At 74.2% G+C, this 16411-nt stretch carries 15 protein-coding genes; 7 read left to right on the forward strand and 8 right to left on the reverse strand.

Annotation, left to right across the window (positions count from 1 at the left end):
- Nucleotides 1-162: 162 nt before the first annotated feature.
- The gene (locus ACFWW8_RS05585; RefSeq protein WP_386524025.1) at nucleotides 163-1173 is read left to right on the forward strand and encodes an ArsR/SmtB family transcription factor; all 1011 of its coding nucleotides are present in this window, start codon (nucleotides 163-165) and stop codon (nucleotides 1171-1173) included.
- A 60-nt stretch (nucleotides 1174-1233) separates the two neighbouring features.
- Here ACFWW8_RS05585 and ACFWW8_RS05590 read toward each other — a convergent pair whose 3' ends face one another.
- Nucleotides 1234-2394 (reverse strand): alkaline phosphatase PhoX, encoded by a 1161-nt coding sequence (locus tag ACFWW8_RS05590; RefSeq protein WP_386524028.1) that lies wholly within the window; start codon nucleotides 2392-2394, stop codon nucleotides 1234-1236.
- A gap of 419 nt (nucleotides 2395-2813) precedes the next feature.
- On the opposite strand from ACFWW8_RS05590, the gene ACFWW8_RS05595 reads away from it, so the two are divergent.
- Nucleotides 2814-3293: a group III truncated hemoglobin gene (locus tag ACFWW8_RS05595; RefSeq protein WP_386524030.1), complete on the forward strand. Its 480-nt coding sequence runs from the start codon at nucleotides 2814-2816 to the stop codon at nucleotides 3291-3293.
- A gap of 227 nt (nucleotides 3294-3520) precedes the next feature.
- Nucleotides 3521-3928, forward strand: coding sequence for a VOC family protein (locus ACFWW8_RS05600; protein WP_386524032.1), 408 nt, complete (start codon nucleotides 3521-3523; stop codon nucleotides 3926-3928).
- 9 nt (nucleotides 3929-3937) lie between these two features.
- Here the strand turns inward: ACFWW8_RS05600 and nirD are convergent, their stop codons facing one another.
- From nirD to ACFWW8_RS05615, 3 genes are read right to left on the reverse strand one after another with little or no spacing between them, the layout of a single operon-like run.
- The gene (gene nirD, locus ACFWW8_RS05605; RefSeq protein WP_386524035.1) at nucleotides 3938-4270 is read right to left on the reverse strand and encodes a nitrite reductase small subunit NirD; all 333 of its coding nucleotides are present in this window, start codon (nucleotides 4268-4270) and stop codon (nucleotides 3938-3940) included.
- A complete protein-coding gene (gene nirB / locus ACFWW8_RS05610) occupies nucleotides 4267-6798 on the reverse strand; it encodes a nitrite reductase large subunit NirB (protein WP_386524036.1) in 2532 nt (843 codons plus the stop codon). Before nirB ends, nirD begins: the two co-directional genes overlap by 4 nt.
- Nucleotide 6799: 1 nt before the next feature.
- Nucleotides 6800-8239, reverse strand: coding sequence for an FAD-dependent oxidoreductase (locus ACFWW8_RS05615; RefSeq protein WP_386524039.1), 1440 nt, complete (start codon nucleotides 8237-8239; stop codon nucleotides 6800-6802).
- Nucleotides 8240-8396: 157 nt separating this feature from the next.
- Between ACFWW8_RS05615 and ACFWW8_RS05620 the strand changes: the two genes are divergently transcribed.
- The 3 genes from ACFWW8_RS05620 to ACFWW8_RS05630 all read left to right on the forward strand — a co-directional run bounded on the left by ACFWW8_RS05620 (nucleotide 8397) and on the right by ACFWW8_RS05630 (nucleotide 10897).
- A complete protein-coding gene (locus ACFWW8_RS05620) occupies nucleotides 8397-9692 on the forward strand; it encodes a ferric reductase-like transmembrane domain-containing protein (RefSeq protein WP_386524042.1) in 1296 nt (431 codons plus the stop codon).
- A 79-nt stretch (nucleotides 9693-9771) separates the two neighbouring features.
- Entirely contained in the window at nucleotides 9772-10083 is a 312-nt protein-coding gene (locus tag ACFWW8_RS05625) for a hypothetical protein (protein ID WP_386524045.1), read from the forward strand.
- A gap of 37 nt (nucleotides 10084-10120) precedes the next feature.
- Nucleotides 10121-10897, forward strand: coding sequence for a sulfite exporter TauE/SafE family protein (locus ACFWW8_RS05630; protein WP_383915313.1), 777 nt, complete (start codon nucleotides 10121-10123; stop codon nucleotides 10895-10897).
- Between the two features lie 34 nt (nucleotides 10898-10931).
- On the opposite strand, the gene ACFWW8_RS05635 is transcribed toward ACFWW8_RS05630, so the two are convergent.
- Together ACFWW8_RS05635 and ACFWW8_RS05640 are read right to left on the reverse strand one after the other, a co-directional pair.
- Nucleotides 10932-11687, reverse strand: a complete 756-nt coding sequence (locus ACFWW8_RS05635; RefSeq protein ID WP_386524047.1) for a class F sortase — start codon at nucleotides 11685-11687, stop codon at nucleotides 10932-10934.
- A gap of 129 nt (nucleotides 11688-11816) precedes the next feature.
- Nucleotides 11817-12359 (reverse strand): hypothetical protein, encoded by a 543-nt coding sequence (locus ACFWW8_RS05640; protein ID WP_386524050.1) that lies wholly within the window; start codon nucleotides 12357-12359, stop codon nucleotides 11817-11819.
- A gap of 318 nt (nucleotides 12360-12677) precedes the next feature.
- Here ACFWW8_RS05640 and ACFWW8_RS05645 point away from each other — a divergent pair, with 318 nt between their 5' ends.
- Nucleotides 12678-13121, forward strand: coding sequence for a gamma-glutamylcyclotransferase family protein (locus ACFWW8_RS05645; protein WP_386524052.1), 444 nt, complete (start codon nucleotides 12678-12680; stop codon nucleotides 13119-13121).
- A gap of 30 nt (nucleotides 13122-13151) precedes the next feature.
- Here the strand turns inward: ACFWW8_RS05645 and dnaG are convergent, their stop codons facing one another.
- On the reverse strand, nucleotides 13152-15065 hold the full coding sequence (gene dnaG / locus ACFWW8_RS05650; protein WP_386524054.1) for a DNA primase: 1914 nt from the start codon (nucleotides 15063-15065) through the stop codon (nucleotides 13152-13154).
- Between the two features lie 34 nt (nucleotides 15066-15099).
- Nucleotides 15100-16374: an NAD(P)/FAD-dependent oxidoreductase gene (locus ACFWW8_RS05655; RefSeq protein ID WP_386524057.1), complete on the reverse strand. Its 1275-nt coding sequence runs from the start codon at nucleotides 16372-16374 to the stop codon at nucleotides 15100-15102.
- Nucleotides 16375-16411: the final 37 nt, after the last annotated feature.

The following is a 16411-nucleotide window of genomic DNA, read 5'->3' on the forward strand; positions in this document are numbered from 1 at the left end:
CGTTTCGGTCGCATCGGAGTGTGCCCGGCGGAGTACAGGATTTCGGTTGTCACGCCTCCGCCGAAAGGGGTTTCAACTGTGGCCGAAAGGGCGTGGTGACCACGTGTGACGGCATGCATACTCATGGGGCGGGGGGATTGCGGTTGCACAGGTGGGGGTTCGGTGCTGCGTATCCATTTCACTGGAGTGGACCTGGCACGCGTACGGATGGCAGGTCGTCCCGATGCGTTGTGGGAAACGATTCTGAGCTTTCACCGCTTAAGGGACCGGCGCGATGCCCGGCTCTTCGGTGAATGGCGTACGGAAACCCGGAGCAGGTTGAATAGTGAAACACGCACGCTCGGTATGCTTATACCGGGCAGAGGTTATTTTCCCGATTTCCTGACCCCTGTGGAGGGGCAGTACGGGTGGGACGTGGGCCTCGACGCGCTGCGCGGCATACGCCCCGAGCGGATGCGGCGCGAGCTGCTGCTCCTGGGCGCGGGGACGGCCCCCGGCTCGGCGGTGGCGCCGCGGCTGCGCGAGTTCATGGACGGCGGCGCCAAGCACCTGCCCAGGCTGCTGGGCGAGCTGCGCGGCTACCACCGCGCGGCCGTGGAGCCGTACTGGACGCACATCCAGGCCCAGATCGAGGCCGAACGGGCCGCGCGCGGCCGGGCCCTGCTCGACGGGGGCGCGGACGAGCTGCTGGCCTCGCTGCCGCCGATGCTGCGCTGGCGGGCCCCGGTCCTGGAGTGCGACTACCCGGTGGACCGCGACGTACGGCTGCGGGGGCGCGGGCTGCTGCTCCAGCCGTCGTTCTTCTGCCGGCGCACCGCGGTGACCCTGCACGACCCGGAGCAGCCGCCGGTCCTGGTCTACCCGGCCGCGGCGCAGCTGGCCTCGGCGTCCGCGGGGGGAGAGTCCGCCCGGCCGGTGGAGGAGCGGCGCCAGCGCACCCTGGGCAAGCTGGTCGGGCACACCCGTTCCGTGGTGCTCCGGGCCATCGGGGACGGTGCGACGACCAGTGAGCTGGCCCGCCGGGCCGGGGTCTCCCTGGCGTCCGCGAGCCAGCACGCCTGCGTGATGCGCGAGGCGGGCCTGGTCACCACCCTGCGGCACGGGAACGCGGTGCTGCACACCGTGACCCCGTTGGGCGCCGCGCTGCTGAAGGGCGGCGCGGTGGCCTCGTGAGCGCGCCCGGCCCCCGGCCCCCGGGCCTCCGCTCGGGTCCGGGGGCCGGGGGCCGCGGGATCAGGTGCGGAACGGGCCGGTGACCTCGTACGTGATGCCGCCCGAGGAGCTGCCGCTCGTCCCGCGCTGGCTGCTGAAGTAGAGCCGGGTGCCGTCGGGCGAGAAGGCCGGGCCGGTGACCTCCGAGGAGGACTGTCCCGTGATCCGCAGGAACGGGGCGACCACGTCGTCGGGCGTGATCACGCAGATCTCCATGTTGCCGCCGTCCTCGGCCACGTACAGGTCCCCGTATGAGGACCCCGTGACGTTGTCCACGCCCGTCAGCGGGGCCGCGCCGCCGGAAACCAGGGAGTCGTCGTAGGCCAGCTCGTAGGTGCTCGCGGCGAGGTTGAGCTGCCAGACCCGGTTGTCGCCCTTGGTGGTGAACCACACGGTGTCGTTGGCGTAGTGACAGCCCTCGCCGCCGCTGAACTTCTTCGCGCCCGAGACCTGGCTGCGGGTGGCGGTGGGGGAGCCGTCGCGGTCCGGGACGGTGGCCCAGGTGAACGAGCCGGAGGTGGCCGTGGACGCCTTCAGCACCTGGAGGGTGCCGGCGGAGAGGTTGCCCCAGGTGGTCGGGACGAAGCGGTAGAAGCAGCCGTCCGTCTCGTCCTCCGTCAGGTAGATCACCTTGCGGACCGGGTCGGCCGCGGCCGCCTCGTGCTTGAACTGGCCCATCGCGGGGCGCTGGACGGCCGCGTTCACCCCGTACGGGTCGGTCTCGTACACGTAGCCGCGGGAGACCTCCTCGCAGGACAGCCAGGTGTTCCAGGGCGTCTTGCCGCCCGCGCAGTTCTGCCGGGTGTTCGACAGGATCCGGTACGCGCCGGTGATCGCGCCGGTCGCGCCGAACCTCACCGCGCTCGCGCCGCCGCCCGGGTTGATCTCCGAGTTCGACACGTAGATCCAGCCGGTGCCGTCCGCGAAGCAGGCGCCGCCGTCGGGTGCGCTGTGCCACTTGTACGTGGTGGAGCCGACGTTCTGGCCGGACCGGGCGATCACCCGGCTGCTGAAGCCGGCGGGCAGCTGGAGGCCGTTCGCGTCGGCCGCGCCGAGCGCCCCGTACGGGCCGGCCCCCGGCTGGGCGGGCGCCGCGTACGCCGCTCCGTGCATCAGGGTGCCGCCGAAGGCGGCGGCGGACGAGCCTATGACTGCGCCGCGCAGAAAGGTACGACGTTCCACGGTCACTCCTGTGGGAGGAAGGCCCCGCGTCCGGTCGGACGCGGGGTCGCACGCGTCGAGGAACCTAGGAGAGCTGAGTTGACGTGACGTCAATTCCTTATGACGCGCGGGCGACCGGCTCGGGGTCAATGGCCGTGCATCATTCACCTGAAGTGATGCGGGGGTGCGGAGGGCCTTTTCCGGAAGGTTTTCCACCTCGCCGCGGAGACGGTCGTTCACGGGGCGGCGGACGATTCGATGTGCGTACGCCCAGTCGCCCCGCACCCGCCGGCCTGCGCGGTCGGGCGGGCCGAGGGGCCGGTTCCGGCCGATTCCGGTGCCCGGGGTTTCGTTCCGGCCGCTCCGCGCACCGGCCGGCGGGGGCCCCCGCGGGACCTTCTCCCCTGGGCGGGAGCCGGACGGACCGGGAGGCTGGAGCGATGGACCACTACGCCGCCGCCGACATCGCGGGCCGCGCCGACCTCGACGTCGTGCTGCGCCGCTTCTACTCGGCTGCCTTCGCCGACCGCCGGATCGGGGCCTTCTTCACCGAGATCGCGGGCACGGACCTGGAGGTCCACCTGCCCCGCATCACGGACTTCTGGGAGCGGTCCCTCTTCCGGAGCGCCGGCTACCGGCGCAACGCCTTCGCCCCGCACGCCGCGCTGCACACGGCGCGGGAGATGACCGCCGCGGACTTCGGGCGCTGGGTGCAGCTGTGGAGGGCGGCGATCGACGGCCTGCACAGCGGTCCGAACGCGGAGCGGGCCAAGGCGCAGGGCGAGCGCGTCGCGCTGACCCTGCACAAGCGGCTGACCGGCGCGGGTCCGGGCGCCGCGGCCCTGACGCGCGCCGGGGACGGCCGGGGTTTCGTCCCGCTGGCCGCACTGGAGCTGCGCGCGGCCGGCCCCCTCGCTTGAGCGGACCGTCCCGCCGGACCGAGCCCCCGCCCCGCCGGAGCCTCCGCCCCGTTTGCGCCGTACGGCGGGTGCCGCCGCGCGTGACCTCGACCTGACCTGCGGTTTCGATCCCCGCCGGGAAAGCCCGAGGGTTTTTCCCGGCGAGCGATGAGTTTTCCGGCGCCCTCCGGTCTACCTCTCGAATGCGCCGCACGGTGCGCGCGCCACCCGAGGGAAGAGGAACCGAGATGTCCGCCACCATGATCTTCGTCAACCTGCCGGTCAAGGACCTGGAGGCCAGCAAGGCCTTCTGGGGCAAGCTCGGCTACGGCTTCAACGCCCAGTTCAGCGACGAGAACTGCGCCTCCATGGTGATCAGCGACGCGATCGTGGCGATGCTCCTGACCGAGGCCCGCTACAAGGACTTCACCCACAAGGAGATCGCGGACGCGGCCAAGACCTCCGAGGTCCTGCTCTGTCTCAGCTCCGAGAGCCGAGCCGCGGTCGACGCGCTCGTCGACTCGGCCGTCGCCGCCGGGGGCACCGAGTCCCGCCCGGCCCAGGACCTCGGGTTCATGTACGGCCGCGCCTTCGACGACCTCGACGGCCACACCTGGGAGATCATGTGGATGGACCCGGCGGCGGTCCAGGGCTGAGCACCGCCCTCACGAGGTGGCGGCGGTCCGCACCCGGTAGGTCCGGACCGTGACCTCCTCGTCGTCCAGGCAGCGCCCCGACTCCAGGTCGAAGCGCTGCTTGAGCAGCGGCGAGGCCACGAACGGCCGCCCGGCCGCGCACCCCAGCAGCCCCCGCGAGAGCACGTGCGCCCCGGTGAAGGGGTCCTGGTTGCCGATGGCGTACGGGCGCCCCGCGCGGTCGAGGAACACCGCGGCCTGGCTCCCGTCGGGCAGCAGGGCGGCGACTCCGCGGCCGGGGACGAGCGCCGACAGCTCGCACACCGTCAGCCACCCCTCCTCCACCTCCAGTTCGACGGTCATCGGGTGCCTCCCAGCGGCTGAAGGGTGAGGATGGCCAGGTCGGGCTTGACCTGGTCGCGTTCGGGCACGAACTTCACGGTCGGGTCGGGGGCCCCGGGCGCGTTGACGAAGGACACGAACCGGCGCATCCGCTCCGGGTCGGACAGGGTCTCGGCCCATTCGTCGCGGTAGTGCGCGACGTGGTCGGCCATCAGGGACTCCAGCTCCGCGCACAGCCCGAGCGAGTCGTGCACGACCACGTCCCGCAGGTGCTCCAGACCGCCCTCCATCCGCTCCAGCCAGGTGGAGGTGCGCTCCAGCCGGTCGGCGGTGCGGATGTAGAACATCAGGAACCGGTCGATGAGGCGGATCAGTTCGGCGTCCGAGAGGTCCTGGGCCAGCAGGTCGGCGTGGCGCGGCGTGGCCCCGCCGTTGCCGCCGACGTAGAGGTTCCAGCCGCTCGCCGTCGCGATCACCCCGAAGTCCTTGCTCTGCGCCTCAGCGCACTCCCGGGCGCAGCCGGAGACCGCCGACTTCAGCTTGTGCGGCGCCCGCAGGCCCCGGTAGCGCAGCTCCAGGCCGATCGCCATGCGCACGCTGTCCTGGACCCCGTAGCGGCACCAGGTCTGCCCCACGCAGGACTTCACGGTCCGCAGGGCCTTCCCGTACGCGTGCCCGGACTCGAAGCCCGCGTCGACCAGGCGGGCCCAGATCCGCGGGAGCTGGTCGACGCTCGCGCCGAACAGGTCGATCCGCTGCCCGCCGGTGATCTTCGTGTAGAGACCGAAGTCGCGCGCCACCTCGCCGATCACGATCAGCTTGTCCGGGGTGATCTCGCCGCCGGGGATGCGCGGGACGACCGAGTAGGAGCCGTTGCGCTGGATGTTGGCGAGGAAGTGGTCGTTCGTGTCCTGGAGGGCCGCCTGCTCCCCGTCGAGGACGTAGCCGCTCGCGCCGAGCGTGGGGGCGAGCGAGGCGATGATCGAGCCGACGGTGGGCTTGCACACCTCACAGCCGTCGCCGCCGCGGGCCTCCGGGCGGCCGTGGCCGTCCAGCAGCTGCCCGTACGAGGTCAGCCGCCGGGTGCGGACGATCTCGTACAGCTCGGTGCGGGTGTACGGGAAGCAGCCGCACAGGCCCGGGTCGGCGGCGGGCGGCAGCAGCTGCCCGATCACCTTGAGGCAGCTGCCGCAGCCGGTGCCCGCCTTGGTGCACTTCTTGACCTCGGGCACGGTGGAACAGGCCGCGATGGCCTGCTTGGTGACGTTGTGGCAGGAGCAGATCACCGCGTGGTCGGGGAGCGCGGACGGGCCGAGGGCGACCGGCGCGCCGAGGCCGGCGGGCAGGACCAGCTGCTCGGGCGAGACGGGCGGCACGCTGCCGGTGAGGGGGCGCAGCAGCCCGTAGGAGTCGGCGTCGCCGACCAGGACACCGCCGAGCAGCACCCCGTCGGGGGAGACGACCAGCTTCTTGTAGACCCCGGAGCGGGAGTCGGACCAGACCACGTCGAGGCTGTCGGGGGTGGCGCCGTGGGCGTCGCCGAAGGAGGCCACGTCGACGCCGAGGAGCTTGAGCTTGGTCGAGAGGTCGGCGCCGGTGAACCGCCGCTCGCGGCCCAGCAGGTCGTCGGCGGCGGTCTCGGCCATCTCGTAGCCGGGGGCGACCAGGCCGTACACGCGGCCGTCGGCGGCGAGCGCGCACTCGCCGATGGCGTACACGTGCGGGTCGGAGGTGCGGCAGCGGGCGTCGACGGCGATGCCGCCGCGCTCGCCCACGTCCAGCCCGGCGGCGCGGGCCAGCTGGTCGCGGGGGCGCACGCCCGCGGAGAAGACGACGAGCTCGGTGTCCACGCGGGAGCCGTCGGAGAGCAGCATCCCGCTGACGCTGCCGTCCTCGCCGGTCAGGACCTCCTGGGTGCCGACCCCGGTGTGGACGGTGAGGCCCATGGACTCGATGGTGCGCAGCAGGGCCGCGCCGCCGCCCTCGTCGACCTGTACGGGCATCAGGCGCGGGGCGAACTCGACGATCCGGGCGGTGAGCCCGAGGCCCTGCAGGGCGCCGGCCGCCTCCAGCCCGAGGAGGCCGCCGCCGACGACCGCGCCGTGGGTGCGGGTCTTGGCGTACTCCTCGATGGCGAGGAGGTCCTCGACGGTGCGGTAGACGAAGCATCCGGGCGCGTCCTTGCCGGGGACCGGCGGCACGAAGGGGTAGCTGCCGGTCGCCAGGACCAGGACGTCGTACGGGAAGACGCGGCCGGAGCGGGAGGTGACGGTGCGGGCGTCCCGGTCGACGGACTCGGCGGGGTCGTCGAGGTGCAGGGTGATGCCGTGCTCCTCCATGAAGCCGGACGGCGTCACGGACAGGTCCTCGGGGGTGCTGCCGGAGAAGTACGACGTGAGGTGCACCCGGTCGTAGGCCGGCCGGGGCTCCTCGCAGAGCACGGTGACCCGGTGGGTCGCGGTGGCGCCCCGCTCGGCGAGGGCTTCGAGGTAGCGCTGGCCGACCATGCCGTGCCCGATGAGCACGAGGGTGGGCAGGGGCTCGGTCATATCAGTGGCCTCCGTCGTCGGTGAGCAGGCGGAACAGGTCGGCGGGGTCGTGCAGGGGCTCGCCGCCCTCCCAGCCGCGGGCGAGCGCGCCCACGCTGGAGAGCTCGCCGAGCAGGACCCCGCCGACGAGGCGGTCGCCGCGGACGACGACCTGCCGGTACGTCCGGCGGGTGGCGTCCGCGAGGCGGACCACGTCGTCGCCGGGGAGCGGGGTGGTCTCGCCGAAGGCGGCGAGGTCGAGCGTGCGCAGGCCCGCTCCGCCGAGGGTGAGCCGGGTGAGGGCCCGGGTGCCGGAGTACGGGGCCGCAGGGCCGCGGCGGTCGTCCGCGGCGGCCTGCCCGGCGGAGGCGGGGTCGTGGGTGGCGGGCTTGTGGGCTGCGCGGTCGTGGGCGCCGGGGTCCGGGGCGGCTTCGGCTCCTGCTCCTGGTCCGGTGCGAGCGGCGCGGTCCGGTGCCGCGGTGACCCCGGCGGCGGGCGCGGCGTCCGGACCCCGGTGCGGGGCCGGGCCGGTGAGGATCGCGGCCAGGGCGTCCGCCTGCTCCAGGGCCGCGCCCGCCAGGCCGTACACCCGGCCGGCGTGCTCGGCGCAGTCGCCGACGGCGTGGATGCGGGGGTCGCTGGTGCGCAGCCGGTCGTCGACGACGACGCCCGTGCGGACGTCGAGCCCGGCGGCCACGGCCAGACCGGTACGGGGGCGCACCCCGCAGGCCAGTACGACGAGGTCGGCGTCCAGCCGGTAGCCGTCGGCGAGTTCGGCCCCGGTGACCCGGCGGGACCCGGCGCGGCCAAGCGGGCCGGTCGTGCTCAGGCCGCGCACCCGGCACTCCGTGTGGATCTCCACGCCCAGCGCGGTCAGGTGGGCGTGGAGCAGCGCCGAGGCGGCCGCGTCCAGCTGGCGTTCCATCAGCCGCTCCGCCTGCTGGGCCAGGACGACCTGGGCGCCCCGCGCGGCCAGCGCGCGGGCCGCCGAGACGCCCAGCAGACCGCCGCCGATGACCACCGCGCGCACGCCGGGTCCGACGGCCGCCGACAGCGCCAGGCAGTCGTCCATCGTGCGGAAGGGGTGGACCCCGTCGGGCAGCTCCCGCCCGTCCGGGACGAACAGCCCCCGCAGCGGCGGCAGCACCGGGTTCGACCCCGTGGCCAGGACCAGGGTGTCGTACCGCTCCACGCTCCCGTCGTCGCAGTGCACCGCCCGCTCCGCGCGGTCGATCCGCACCGCCCGGACGCCGCGCCGCAGCGCCGGGCCGGGGGCCGGCAGGGCCGTCACCTCCGGCGCGTACCGGCCCGCGAGGACCTCGGCGAGCAGCACCCGGTTGTACGGGACGTGCGTCTCCTCGCCCAGCACGGTCACCGCCGTGCCCTGGCCGCCCATCCGCTGTGCCAGCCGCAGGCCCGCAAGGCCGCCGCCGATCACCACCACACGCTGCTCCGAGGTCATGCCACGAGCGTGCGGGGGCGCTGTTTCCCCGCCGCATCGTCGTTGTTACCCGGACGGAACGCCCACCTCAGCGCGGGGATTAAGGGTCGGTGAGGCCTCCCTCAAGGGCGCCTTAAGGATCATCCGCGTGCCCGTCCGGGCGCTTAGCGTGACCCGTATGCGAGATGCGGTGGTGCGGGTCAGGGGCGGGATGCTGGGCGGGGCGGGGGCCGTGACCGTGCTCTGGGCCGCGCAGGTGCGCCCGTCGGCCCGGCCCGACGCGCTGTTCGCCACGGCCGCCCACCTGACCGGCCTGCTCGCCGGGTACGGGGTGCTGGTGCTGCTCTTCCTCATGGCCCGGGTCCCGGCCGTGGAACACGGCGTCGGCGCCGACCGGCTCGCGCGCTGGCACGCCGCGGGCGGCCGGTACGTGCTGCTCCTCTGCTTCGGGCACGGGCTTTTCGCCCTGCTCGGCTACGCCGTGCACGAGGGGGTCGACGTGGTGTCCGCCGTCCGGGACCTGCTCGGCTACCCCGCGCTCGCCGCCGCCGCGGCCGGGACCGCCCTCCTGGCCGCGGTCGGCGTGACCTCCGCCCGGGCGGTGCGCCGCCGAGTGTCGCACGAGACCTGGCGCGGGGTGCACCTGCTGGTCTACCTCGCCGCCGCTCTCGCCTTCGGCCACCAGCTCGCCGGGCCCGACGTGGCCCCGGTCGCCTGGTTCTGGGCCCTCGCCCACACCGCCGTCGCCGTCCTGCTGGTCTGGTACCGCGCCGTGGTCCCCGTACGGCAGGCCCTGCGGCACGGGCTGCGGGTCGCGGAGGTGCGGGTCGAGGGGCCGGGCGTCGTCTCCGTCACCGTGTCCGGCGAGCACCTGGCCGAACTGTGCGCCGAGCCGGGGCAGTTCCTGCGCTGGCGGTTCCTCCGGCGCAGGCTGTGGCACACCGCGCTGCCGTTCTCGCTGTCCGCGCCGGTCCGCGACGACACCCTCCGCATCACCGTCAAGGGGCTCGGCGGCCACTCCCGCCGCATCCGCAGGCTGCGGCCCGGCACGCGGGTCCTCGCCACCGGCCCGTTCGGGGCGCTCACCGCCGCCCGGCGGACCCGGACCAAGGTGCTGCTGATCGCGGGCGGGGTCGGCATCACCCCGATCCGGGCCCTGTTCGAGACGCTGCCCGGCGGCCCCGGGGACCTCACCCTGCTCTACCGGGCCGGGGCCGAGGAGCACCTGGTCCTGCGCGCCGAGCTGGAGGCCATCGCCGCCGACCGGCAGGCCGGTTTGCACTACCTGCTGGGGCCGTCCGGCGCCGCCTACGACCCGCTCGCCCCGCAGGCGCTGGCCGCGCTGGTGCCGGATCTCGCCGCGCACGACGTGTACCTGTGCGGGCCGCCGGGGATGGCCGGGGCGGCGCAGGCCGCGCTGCTGCGGGCAGGGGTGCCGGCCGGGCACATCCACTCCGAGTGCTTCGCCTTCTGAGCCCTGCCGCCCTCCGTCTGCAGCCCTCCGTCTGCCGCCCTCCGTTCCTCCGCTCCGCCGCCCGAGAGGTCGCCGCGCCATGCGCCACCCGCTGCACATCGCCCTGTCCGTGCCCACACCCCCGTCCGTACCCCTGTCCGCACCTCTGTCCGTACCCCTCCCGGTTCCCGCCCCGGCGGGTCCGGCCCCGGCCCGGCACCGCAAGCCCCCGGCCTGGCGGTCGGCCGCGGCCGCCGTGCCGCCCGCCCGGCGGCTGGCGGCCGGGCTCGGCCTGGTCAGCGTGCTGGCCGCGACCGTGCTCACGGCGACCGTGGACCCCGCCGCGCCGGCGGCCCCGGACCGGGTGCCGGCCGGGCGAAGCTCAACGTTTGCGCAAGTTTCCGGGGATTGATGGTCCGTGCACCCAACCGCTCCCTAGGGTCGGGGGCGTGCCCGACATATCAACGACCATGATCATCGTGCTGTGCGTGGCCGCCGCGGCGGCCGGCTGGATCGACGCGGTGGTCGGCGGCGGCGGCCTGCTCCTGCTGCCCGCCCTGCTCCTCGGCCTGCCCCAGGCCCACCCCGCCACCGTGCTCGGCACCAACAAGGCGGTGGCCATCGTCGGCACCGCGGGCGCGGCGGTGACGTACGTGCGCAAGGCCCCGGTGAACGTGAAGGTCGCCGTACGGATCGGCCTCGCCGCGCTCGCCGGCTCGATGGGCGGTGCCGCGCTGGCGGGCGGCATCGACAAGGACGCCATGCGCCCGCTGATCATGGCGGTGCTCGTGGTCGTCGCCGCCGTGGTGATCTTCAAGCCGGGCTTCGGCGCCGCTCCGTCCGCCTCGCCCGTCTCCCGGCAGCGGGTCCTGCTGACCATCGGGCTCGCGGGTCTCGGCATCGGCTTCTACGACGGCCTCATCGGACCCGGTACCGGAACCTTCCTGGTGCTCGCCCTCACCGCGCTGCTCCACCTCGACCTGGTCTCCGCCTCCGCGACCGCCAAGATCGTCAACGTGTGCACGAATGCCGGGGCGCTCGCGATGTTCGCTTACCAGGGCCGGGTGCTGTGGCAGCTGGCCGCGCTCATGGCCCTGTTCAACCTGGCCGGCGGCATGATCGGCGCGAGCATGGCGCTCAAGAAGGGCAGCGCCTTCGTCCGCGGCGTGCTGCTCACGGTGGTGGGGGCGCTGGTGATCCGCCTCGGCTTCGAGCAGTGGGGCTGAGCGCCGGCCGCCGGAACCGCCGGGCCGACGGCGGCTAGTAGGTCCCTGTGAGGTGGGCGAAGACGACCACGTTGCCCCGGTAGCCCGTGCGCGGGGAGAAGCCGCCGCCGCAGGTGATCACCCGGAGCTCGGCGCGCGACGAGGGGCCGTAGACGAGGGAGTCGGGGAAGGCCTTCGCGTCGTACACCCCGACCGCGTGGACCGTGAACACCGCCGTACGGCCGTCCGCGCGGGGGATCTCGACGGCGGCCCCGCGGCGCAGCGCGCCCAGGTGGTAGAAGACGCCGGGGCCGACCGCGTCGTCCACGTGGCCGGCGATCACCGCGGTGCCGGTGGCGCCCGGGGTGGTGCCCTCGCGGTACCACCCGGCCAGGTCCCGCCGGTCGGGCGGGGGTACTTCCAGGCTGCCGCCCGGCTGCAGACCGAGCCCGGTCAGCGGGGCGTCCACCCGGATGGACGGGATGCGGATCCGGGCGGGAGGGGAGCCGGGGAGCGGGGCGATGCCGGGCCCCGGCGTGCTGGCGGCGCCCAGCGCCTCGGCGGGGGAGGGCAGCGGCGGGCCCACGGGCTCGCGGGAGCCGCTGGTGACGAGCCAGATGCCGACGCAGGCGGCGAGGGCGACGAGTCCGCCGTGGCGGGCGGTGGGGGTGCGGGGGCTCCGGGCGATGCCGCGGCCCGCCGGAGCCGATCCGGGGGCGCCCGTACGGGCGCTGCCGGCCGCGGGCCAGGGCTGACGAATCTGCGGCGGGCCGCCCGGGGAGCTTCGGGAGCTCCGGACATCGCCACCCATGCGTACCCCCTCGGTTTCCGTTTCGGGGTGACTGGCCGTCGCCCGGCCCCGCGAACGGGGGGACCTCGCGGGGCGGGCGACGGGGGACGGTACCGGTCGGACCGCGGCCGGAGCCGCGGTGGGCGTCCGTCAGCTCCGCGTGCCGCTCGCCCGGCGACGCAGGAGCCAGATACCGCCGACGGCGGTCGCGGCCAGTACGGCCGTTCCCGCCGCGATCGTGGCGGGGTCGGCGGTGGTGGTCGTGCCACCGCCCACCCCGGTGTGGACGGGGCCCTGCGGCCCGCGTTCGGTGACGACCAGGTCGCCGGTGGCGAACTTGCCGTTCGCGCAGGTGGCGCCGATGCCGTAGGTGCCGGGCCGGGTGCCGCGGGCGACCTGGAACTGCCCCACGACCACCTCCTTGTGGGTGCCCGGGACCAGCTTGAAGCGGCCGCCGCCGACCGTGCTGGCGTCGCCCTCCGCGTGACTGCCGTGGCCGCACGCGGTGGTGTTCACGGTGACGGTGGCGCCGGCGGCCGCGGATTTGGGCCACACCTCCAGCGCGGCGAAGTCGCCGGGGGCGAAGCTCACCATGCCGAGGTCCGCGGCCGCGACCGCACCGGCGACCGGGCCGGTGAACGCGGCTGCGGTCAGCGCGGTGGCGGTCAGCGCGTGAGCGGTACGTCGGCGCATGGGATTCTCCTGGAGACACGGGGTCGTGTTCCCGAGGTAACCCGGCCCGCTCCGACCCCGCCTGCTGATGTCCCGTCAGTTGGGGCCGCGATTCCTCCCCGTGCGAAGCGTTTCCGCAGCTCAGCGGTGTCGCTGCGGCCATCGGAGCCATCCGCGCCGTCCGGGTGACCCGACCGTCCGGGTCCCGCCCCTCACCCGGCCCCCGCCCCCGCGTCCGGGGCGTCGCCAACGGCCGTGCGTACGGTGGAGGGGCGCAGGGGAAGTCGGGACCTTCGGCCAGGCCTGCGGACCAGCCGCCGAAACCGAGGGAGTGCCCGCGTGACATCGGCCGTCCGGCCCGGGGAACCGCCCGCCCCGCTGCCGTTCTTCGTCTACGGAACCCTGCGCCCGGGCGAGGCCAACCACGCTCTGTTCCTGCGCGGCCGCACGGCCTCCGAGGAGCCCGCCCGGCTGCCCGACGCGGCGCTCTACGACGGTCCCGGGTACCCGTACGCCGTCCACCGCCCCGGCTCGGCCGTCGTCGGGGAGCTGATCACCCCCGCCCCCGGCGCGTACCCGGGACTGCTCGCGGTCCTGGACCGGCTGGAGGAGTACGGGGGCCCTGGCCGTCCGGGCAACCTCTACGACCGGATCGCCCGCGAGGTGCTGCGCCCCGGCGGGACGCCGGTCCGGGCCTGGGTCTATCTGGCGTCCCCGCTCGTGGCCCGCGACCTGCGCGCCTCGGGCGCCGAGATACGGGGCGGCGACTGGTTCCGCCGGTAGGCCGTCGGGGCGTCCGGTCCGCGTACGGGGCTACAGGCCCTCGGCGCCGCGGTTGCGAAGCCGGCGGCCGTACTGCTGGAGGACCCACAGCTCCTCCTGGACCGCGGCCAGTTGCTCCGGCGGGGCCTGTGGGCCGAGCCGGGACAGCGTGCCCTGGATCTCGTTGACCCGGCGGTCCACGGCGCGCAGGCGCACCTGCACCAACTGGACGCCCGCGTAGATCTCGTCGACCGTCTTCGCGTGGATCGCCTCGACCGCGAGCTCCGTGACCAGGGCGCGGACGGTGTCGTTCGGGGCGGCCTCGCGGACCTTGGCCAGGTAGTCCTCGGTGCCGAGCGAGGCGCCGCCCGCGTCCAGGATGGCCTGGCGCACGGCCGCGTACGGCGGGGCGGTGAACTCGTCCATCCCGTAGGCGTCGAAGGCCGGGGAGACCAGGGCGGGGCGCTGGAGGGCCAGCTTCAGCAGCTCGCGCTCGGTGCGGTGGGCGGGGCTGCGCAGGTTCAGCGCCGGGCCGCCGGCCGGCCGCTCGGCCGGCGCGGGGGCGGCGTCGTGGGACGGGCGTCCGGCCCCGCCGCGTCCCTGCTGCGGTGGCTGCTGGTTGCCGCGGTCGCGGGCCCAGCGGGCCAGTTGCGCGACCCGCTTGACGACGAACGCCTCGTCGCGGATGCCCAGCATGCCCGCCAGCTGGACCGCCGACTCGTGCTGGATCGCGATGTTCTTGATGTGGGCGACGACCGGGGCCGCCTCGTCGAGGGCGGCCGCCCGGCCCGCCGGGTTCTCCAGGTTGTGCCGCGACACGATGTGCCGCAGGGCGAACTCGAAGAGCGGGGTACGGGTCTCCACCAGGGAGGCCACCGCCGCGTCCCCCTGCGCCAGGCGCAGGTCGCAGGGATCCATGCCGCCCGGCGTGATCGCGATGGAGGTCTCGGCGGCGAACTTCTGGTCGTCCTCGAAGGCCCGCAGCGCGGCCTTCTGGCCCGCCGCGTCGCCGTCGAAGGTGAAGATCACCTCGGCGGTGGCGTTGTCCATCAGCAGCCGGCGCAGGATCTTGATGTGGTCCCCGCCGAAGGCGGTGCCACAGGTGGCGATCGCGGTGGTGACCCCGGCCATGTGACAGGCCATGACGTCGGTGTAGCCCTCGACGACGACGGCCCTCGAGGTCTTCGCGATCTCCTTCTTCGCCAGGTCGATGCCGTACAGCACCTGGGACTTCTTGTAGATCGCCGTCTCGGGCGTGTTCAGGTACTTGGGGCCGTTGTCGTCCTCGCGGAGCTTGCGCGCGCCGAAGCCGACGACCTCGCCCGTGATGTCCCGGATGGGCCACATCAGCCGGCCCCGGAAGCGGTCGATCGGCTTGCCGCTGCGGCTGTCCTGGGCGAGCCCGGAGGTGATCAGCTCCTTGTCGCTGAAGCCCTTGCCGCGCAGGAAGCGGGTCAGATGGTCCCAGCCGGCCGGGCTGTATCCCACGCTGAAGTGGGCGGCCGCGGTCTGGTCGAAGCCGCGCTCCGCCAGGAACTTGCGGCCGATCTCCGCCTCGGGGGAGTCCAGCTGGTCCACGTAGAACTGGGCGGCGGCCTTGTGGGCCTCGACCAGGCGGATGCGCTCGCCGCGGCCGCTGGTGCCGGCGGTGTAGCCGCCCTCCTCGTACCGCAGGGTGATGCCGGCCTGGCCGGCCAGGCGCTCGACCGCCTCCGAGAAGGAGAGGTGGTCGATCTTCATGATGAAGTCGAGGGTGTCCCCGCCCGCCTGGCAGCCGAAGCAGTGGTACAGCCCCTTACTGGGGCTGACCTGGAAGGACGGGGACTTCTCGTCGTGGAAGGGGCAGAGGCCCTTGAGGTTGCCGCCGCCCGCGTTGCGCAGCTGGAGGTATTCGGAGACCACGGCGTCGATCGGGACCGCGTCCCGTACCGCCTTCACATCGTCGTCGTTGATCCGTCCTGCCACCCGTGAAGTCTACGGCCGGGCGCGGGCAAACCTGTCAGGCCCCCTCCGCCGTGACCAGGGACGCGAGCGGAACGGACGGGTCCGCGAGCTTGTCGCGGTCCACCGGGGCCTTGGACCTGATCAGGGCCTGGATGTGTTCGGTGACATCCCACACATTGACGTTCATTCCGGCCAGCACCCGCCCGTCCGAGAGCCAGAAGGCGATGAACTCCCGCTTTCCGACGTCCCCGCGGATCAGCACCTGGTCGTAGCCCCCGGCCGGCGCGTACCCCGAGTACTCCAGGCCCACGTCGTACTGGTCGGAGAAGAAGTAGGGCACCCGGTCGTAGCTGACCTCCTGCCCGAGCATCGCCCGCGCCGCGGCCGGCCCGCCGTTGAGTGCGTTGGCCCAGTGCTCGACGCGCAGCCGCGTCCCCAGCACCGGGTGGTGGGCGGCGGCCACGTCCCCCGCCGCGAAGATGTCCGGGTCGGAGGTGCGCAGGGAGGCGTCCACGGCGATCCCGCCGCCGTGCGCCCGGTCCACGAGGGCGAGCCCGGAGGTCTCGGCGAGGGCCGTTCGGGGCGCCGCTCCGATGGCCGAGAGGACCGCGTGCGCCGGGTGCTCCTCGCCGTCGTCGGTACGGGCGGCCAGCACCATGCCGTCCTGGCCGACGATCTCCGTCAGCCGGGCCCCGAAGTGGAAGCGCACCCCGTGCCCGGCGTGCAGGTCCGCGAAGAGCCGGCCGATCTCCGGGCCGAGCACCGAGTACAGCGGCGTGGCCTCCGCCTCGACCACGGTGACCTCGGCCCCGTACCCGCGCGCCGCGGCGGCGACCTCCAGGCCGATCCAGCCGGCGCCCGCGATCAGCAGGTGGCCGTTGTCCCGGCCGAGGGCGGCCAGGACGCCCCGCAGCCGCTCGGCGTGGGCCAGGCGGCGCAGGTGGTGTACGCCCACCAGGTCCGTGCCGGGGAGGTCGAGGCGGCGCGGCTCCGAGCCGGTGGCCAGCAGCAGCTTGTCGTAGTGCAGCAGGGTGCCGTCGCCCAGGCGCACCGACTTGTTCTCGCGGTCCAGGTGCACCGCGGGCTGGCCGAGATGGAGCTCGACGTCGGCACTCGCGTACCAGGACGGCTCGTGCACGAAGACGCTGTCGCGCTCCGCCTTGCCCACCAGGAACCCCTTGGACAAGGGGGGACGTTCGTACGGGCGGTCGTGCTCGTCGCCGATCAGGATCACCCGGCCGGTGAACCCCTCGGCCCGCAGCGTCTCGGCTGCTTTGGCCCCGGCCAGCCCTCCGCCGACGATGATGAACGTCTGGTGTGCGTCGACCACCTGATGCCTCCTCATAACCTTTTCGTCACGTGCGGCC

Origin of the sequence: Streptomyces sp. NPDC058701 (genome assembly GCF_042715295.1) — a bacterium.
Taxonomy (GTDB): Bacteria; Actinomycetota; Actinomycetes; order Streptomycetales; family Streptomycetaceae; genus Streptomyces.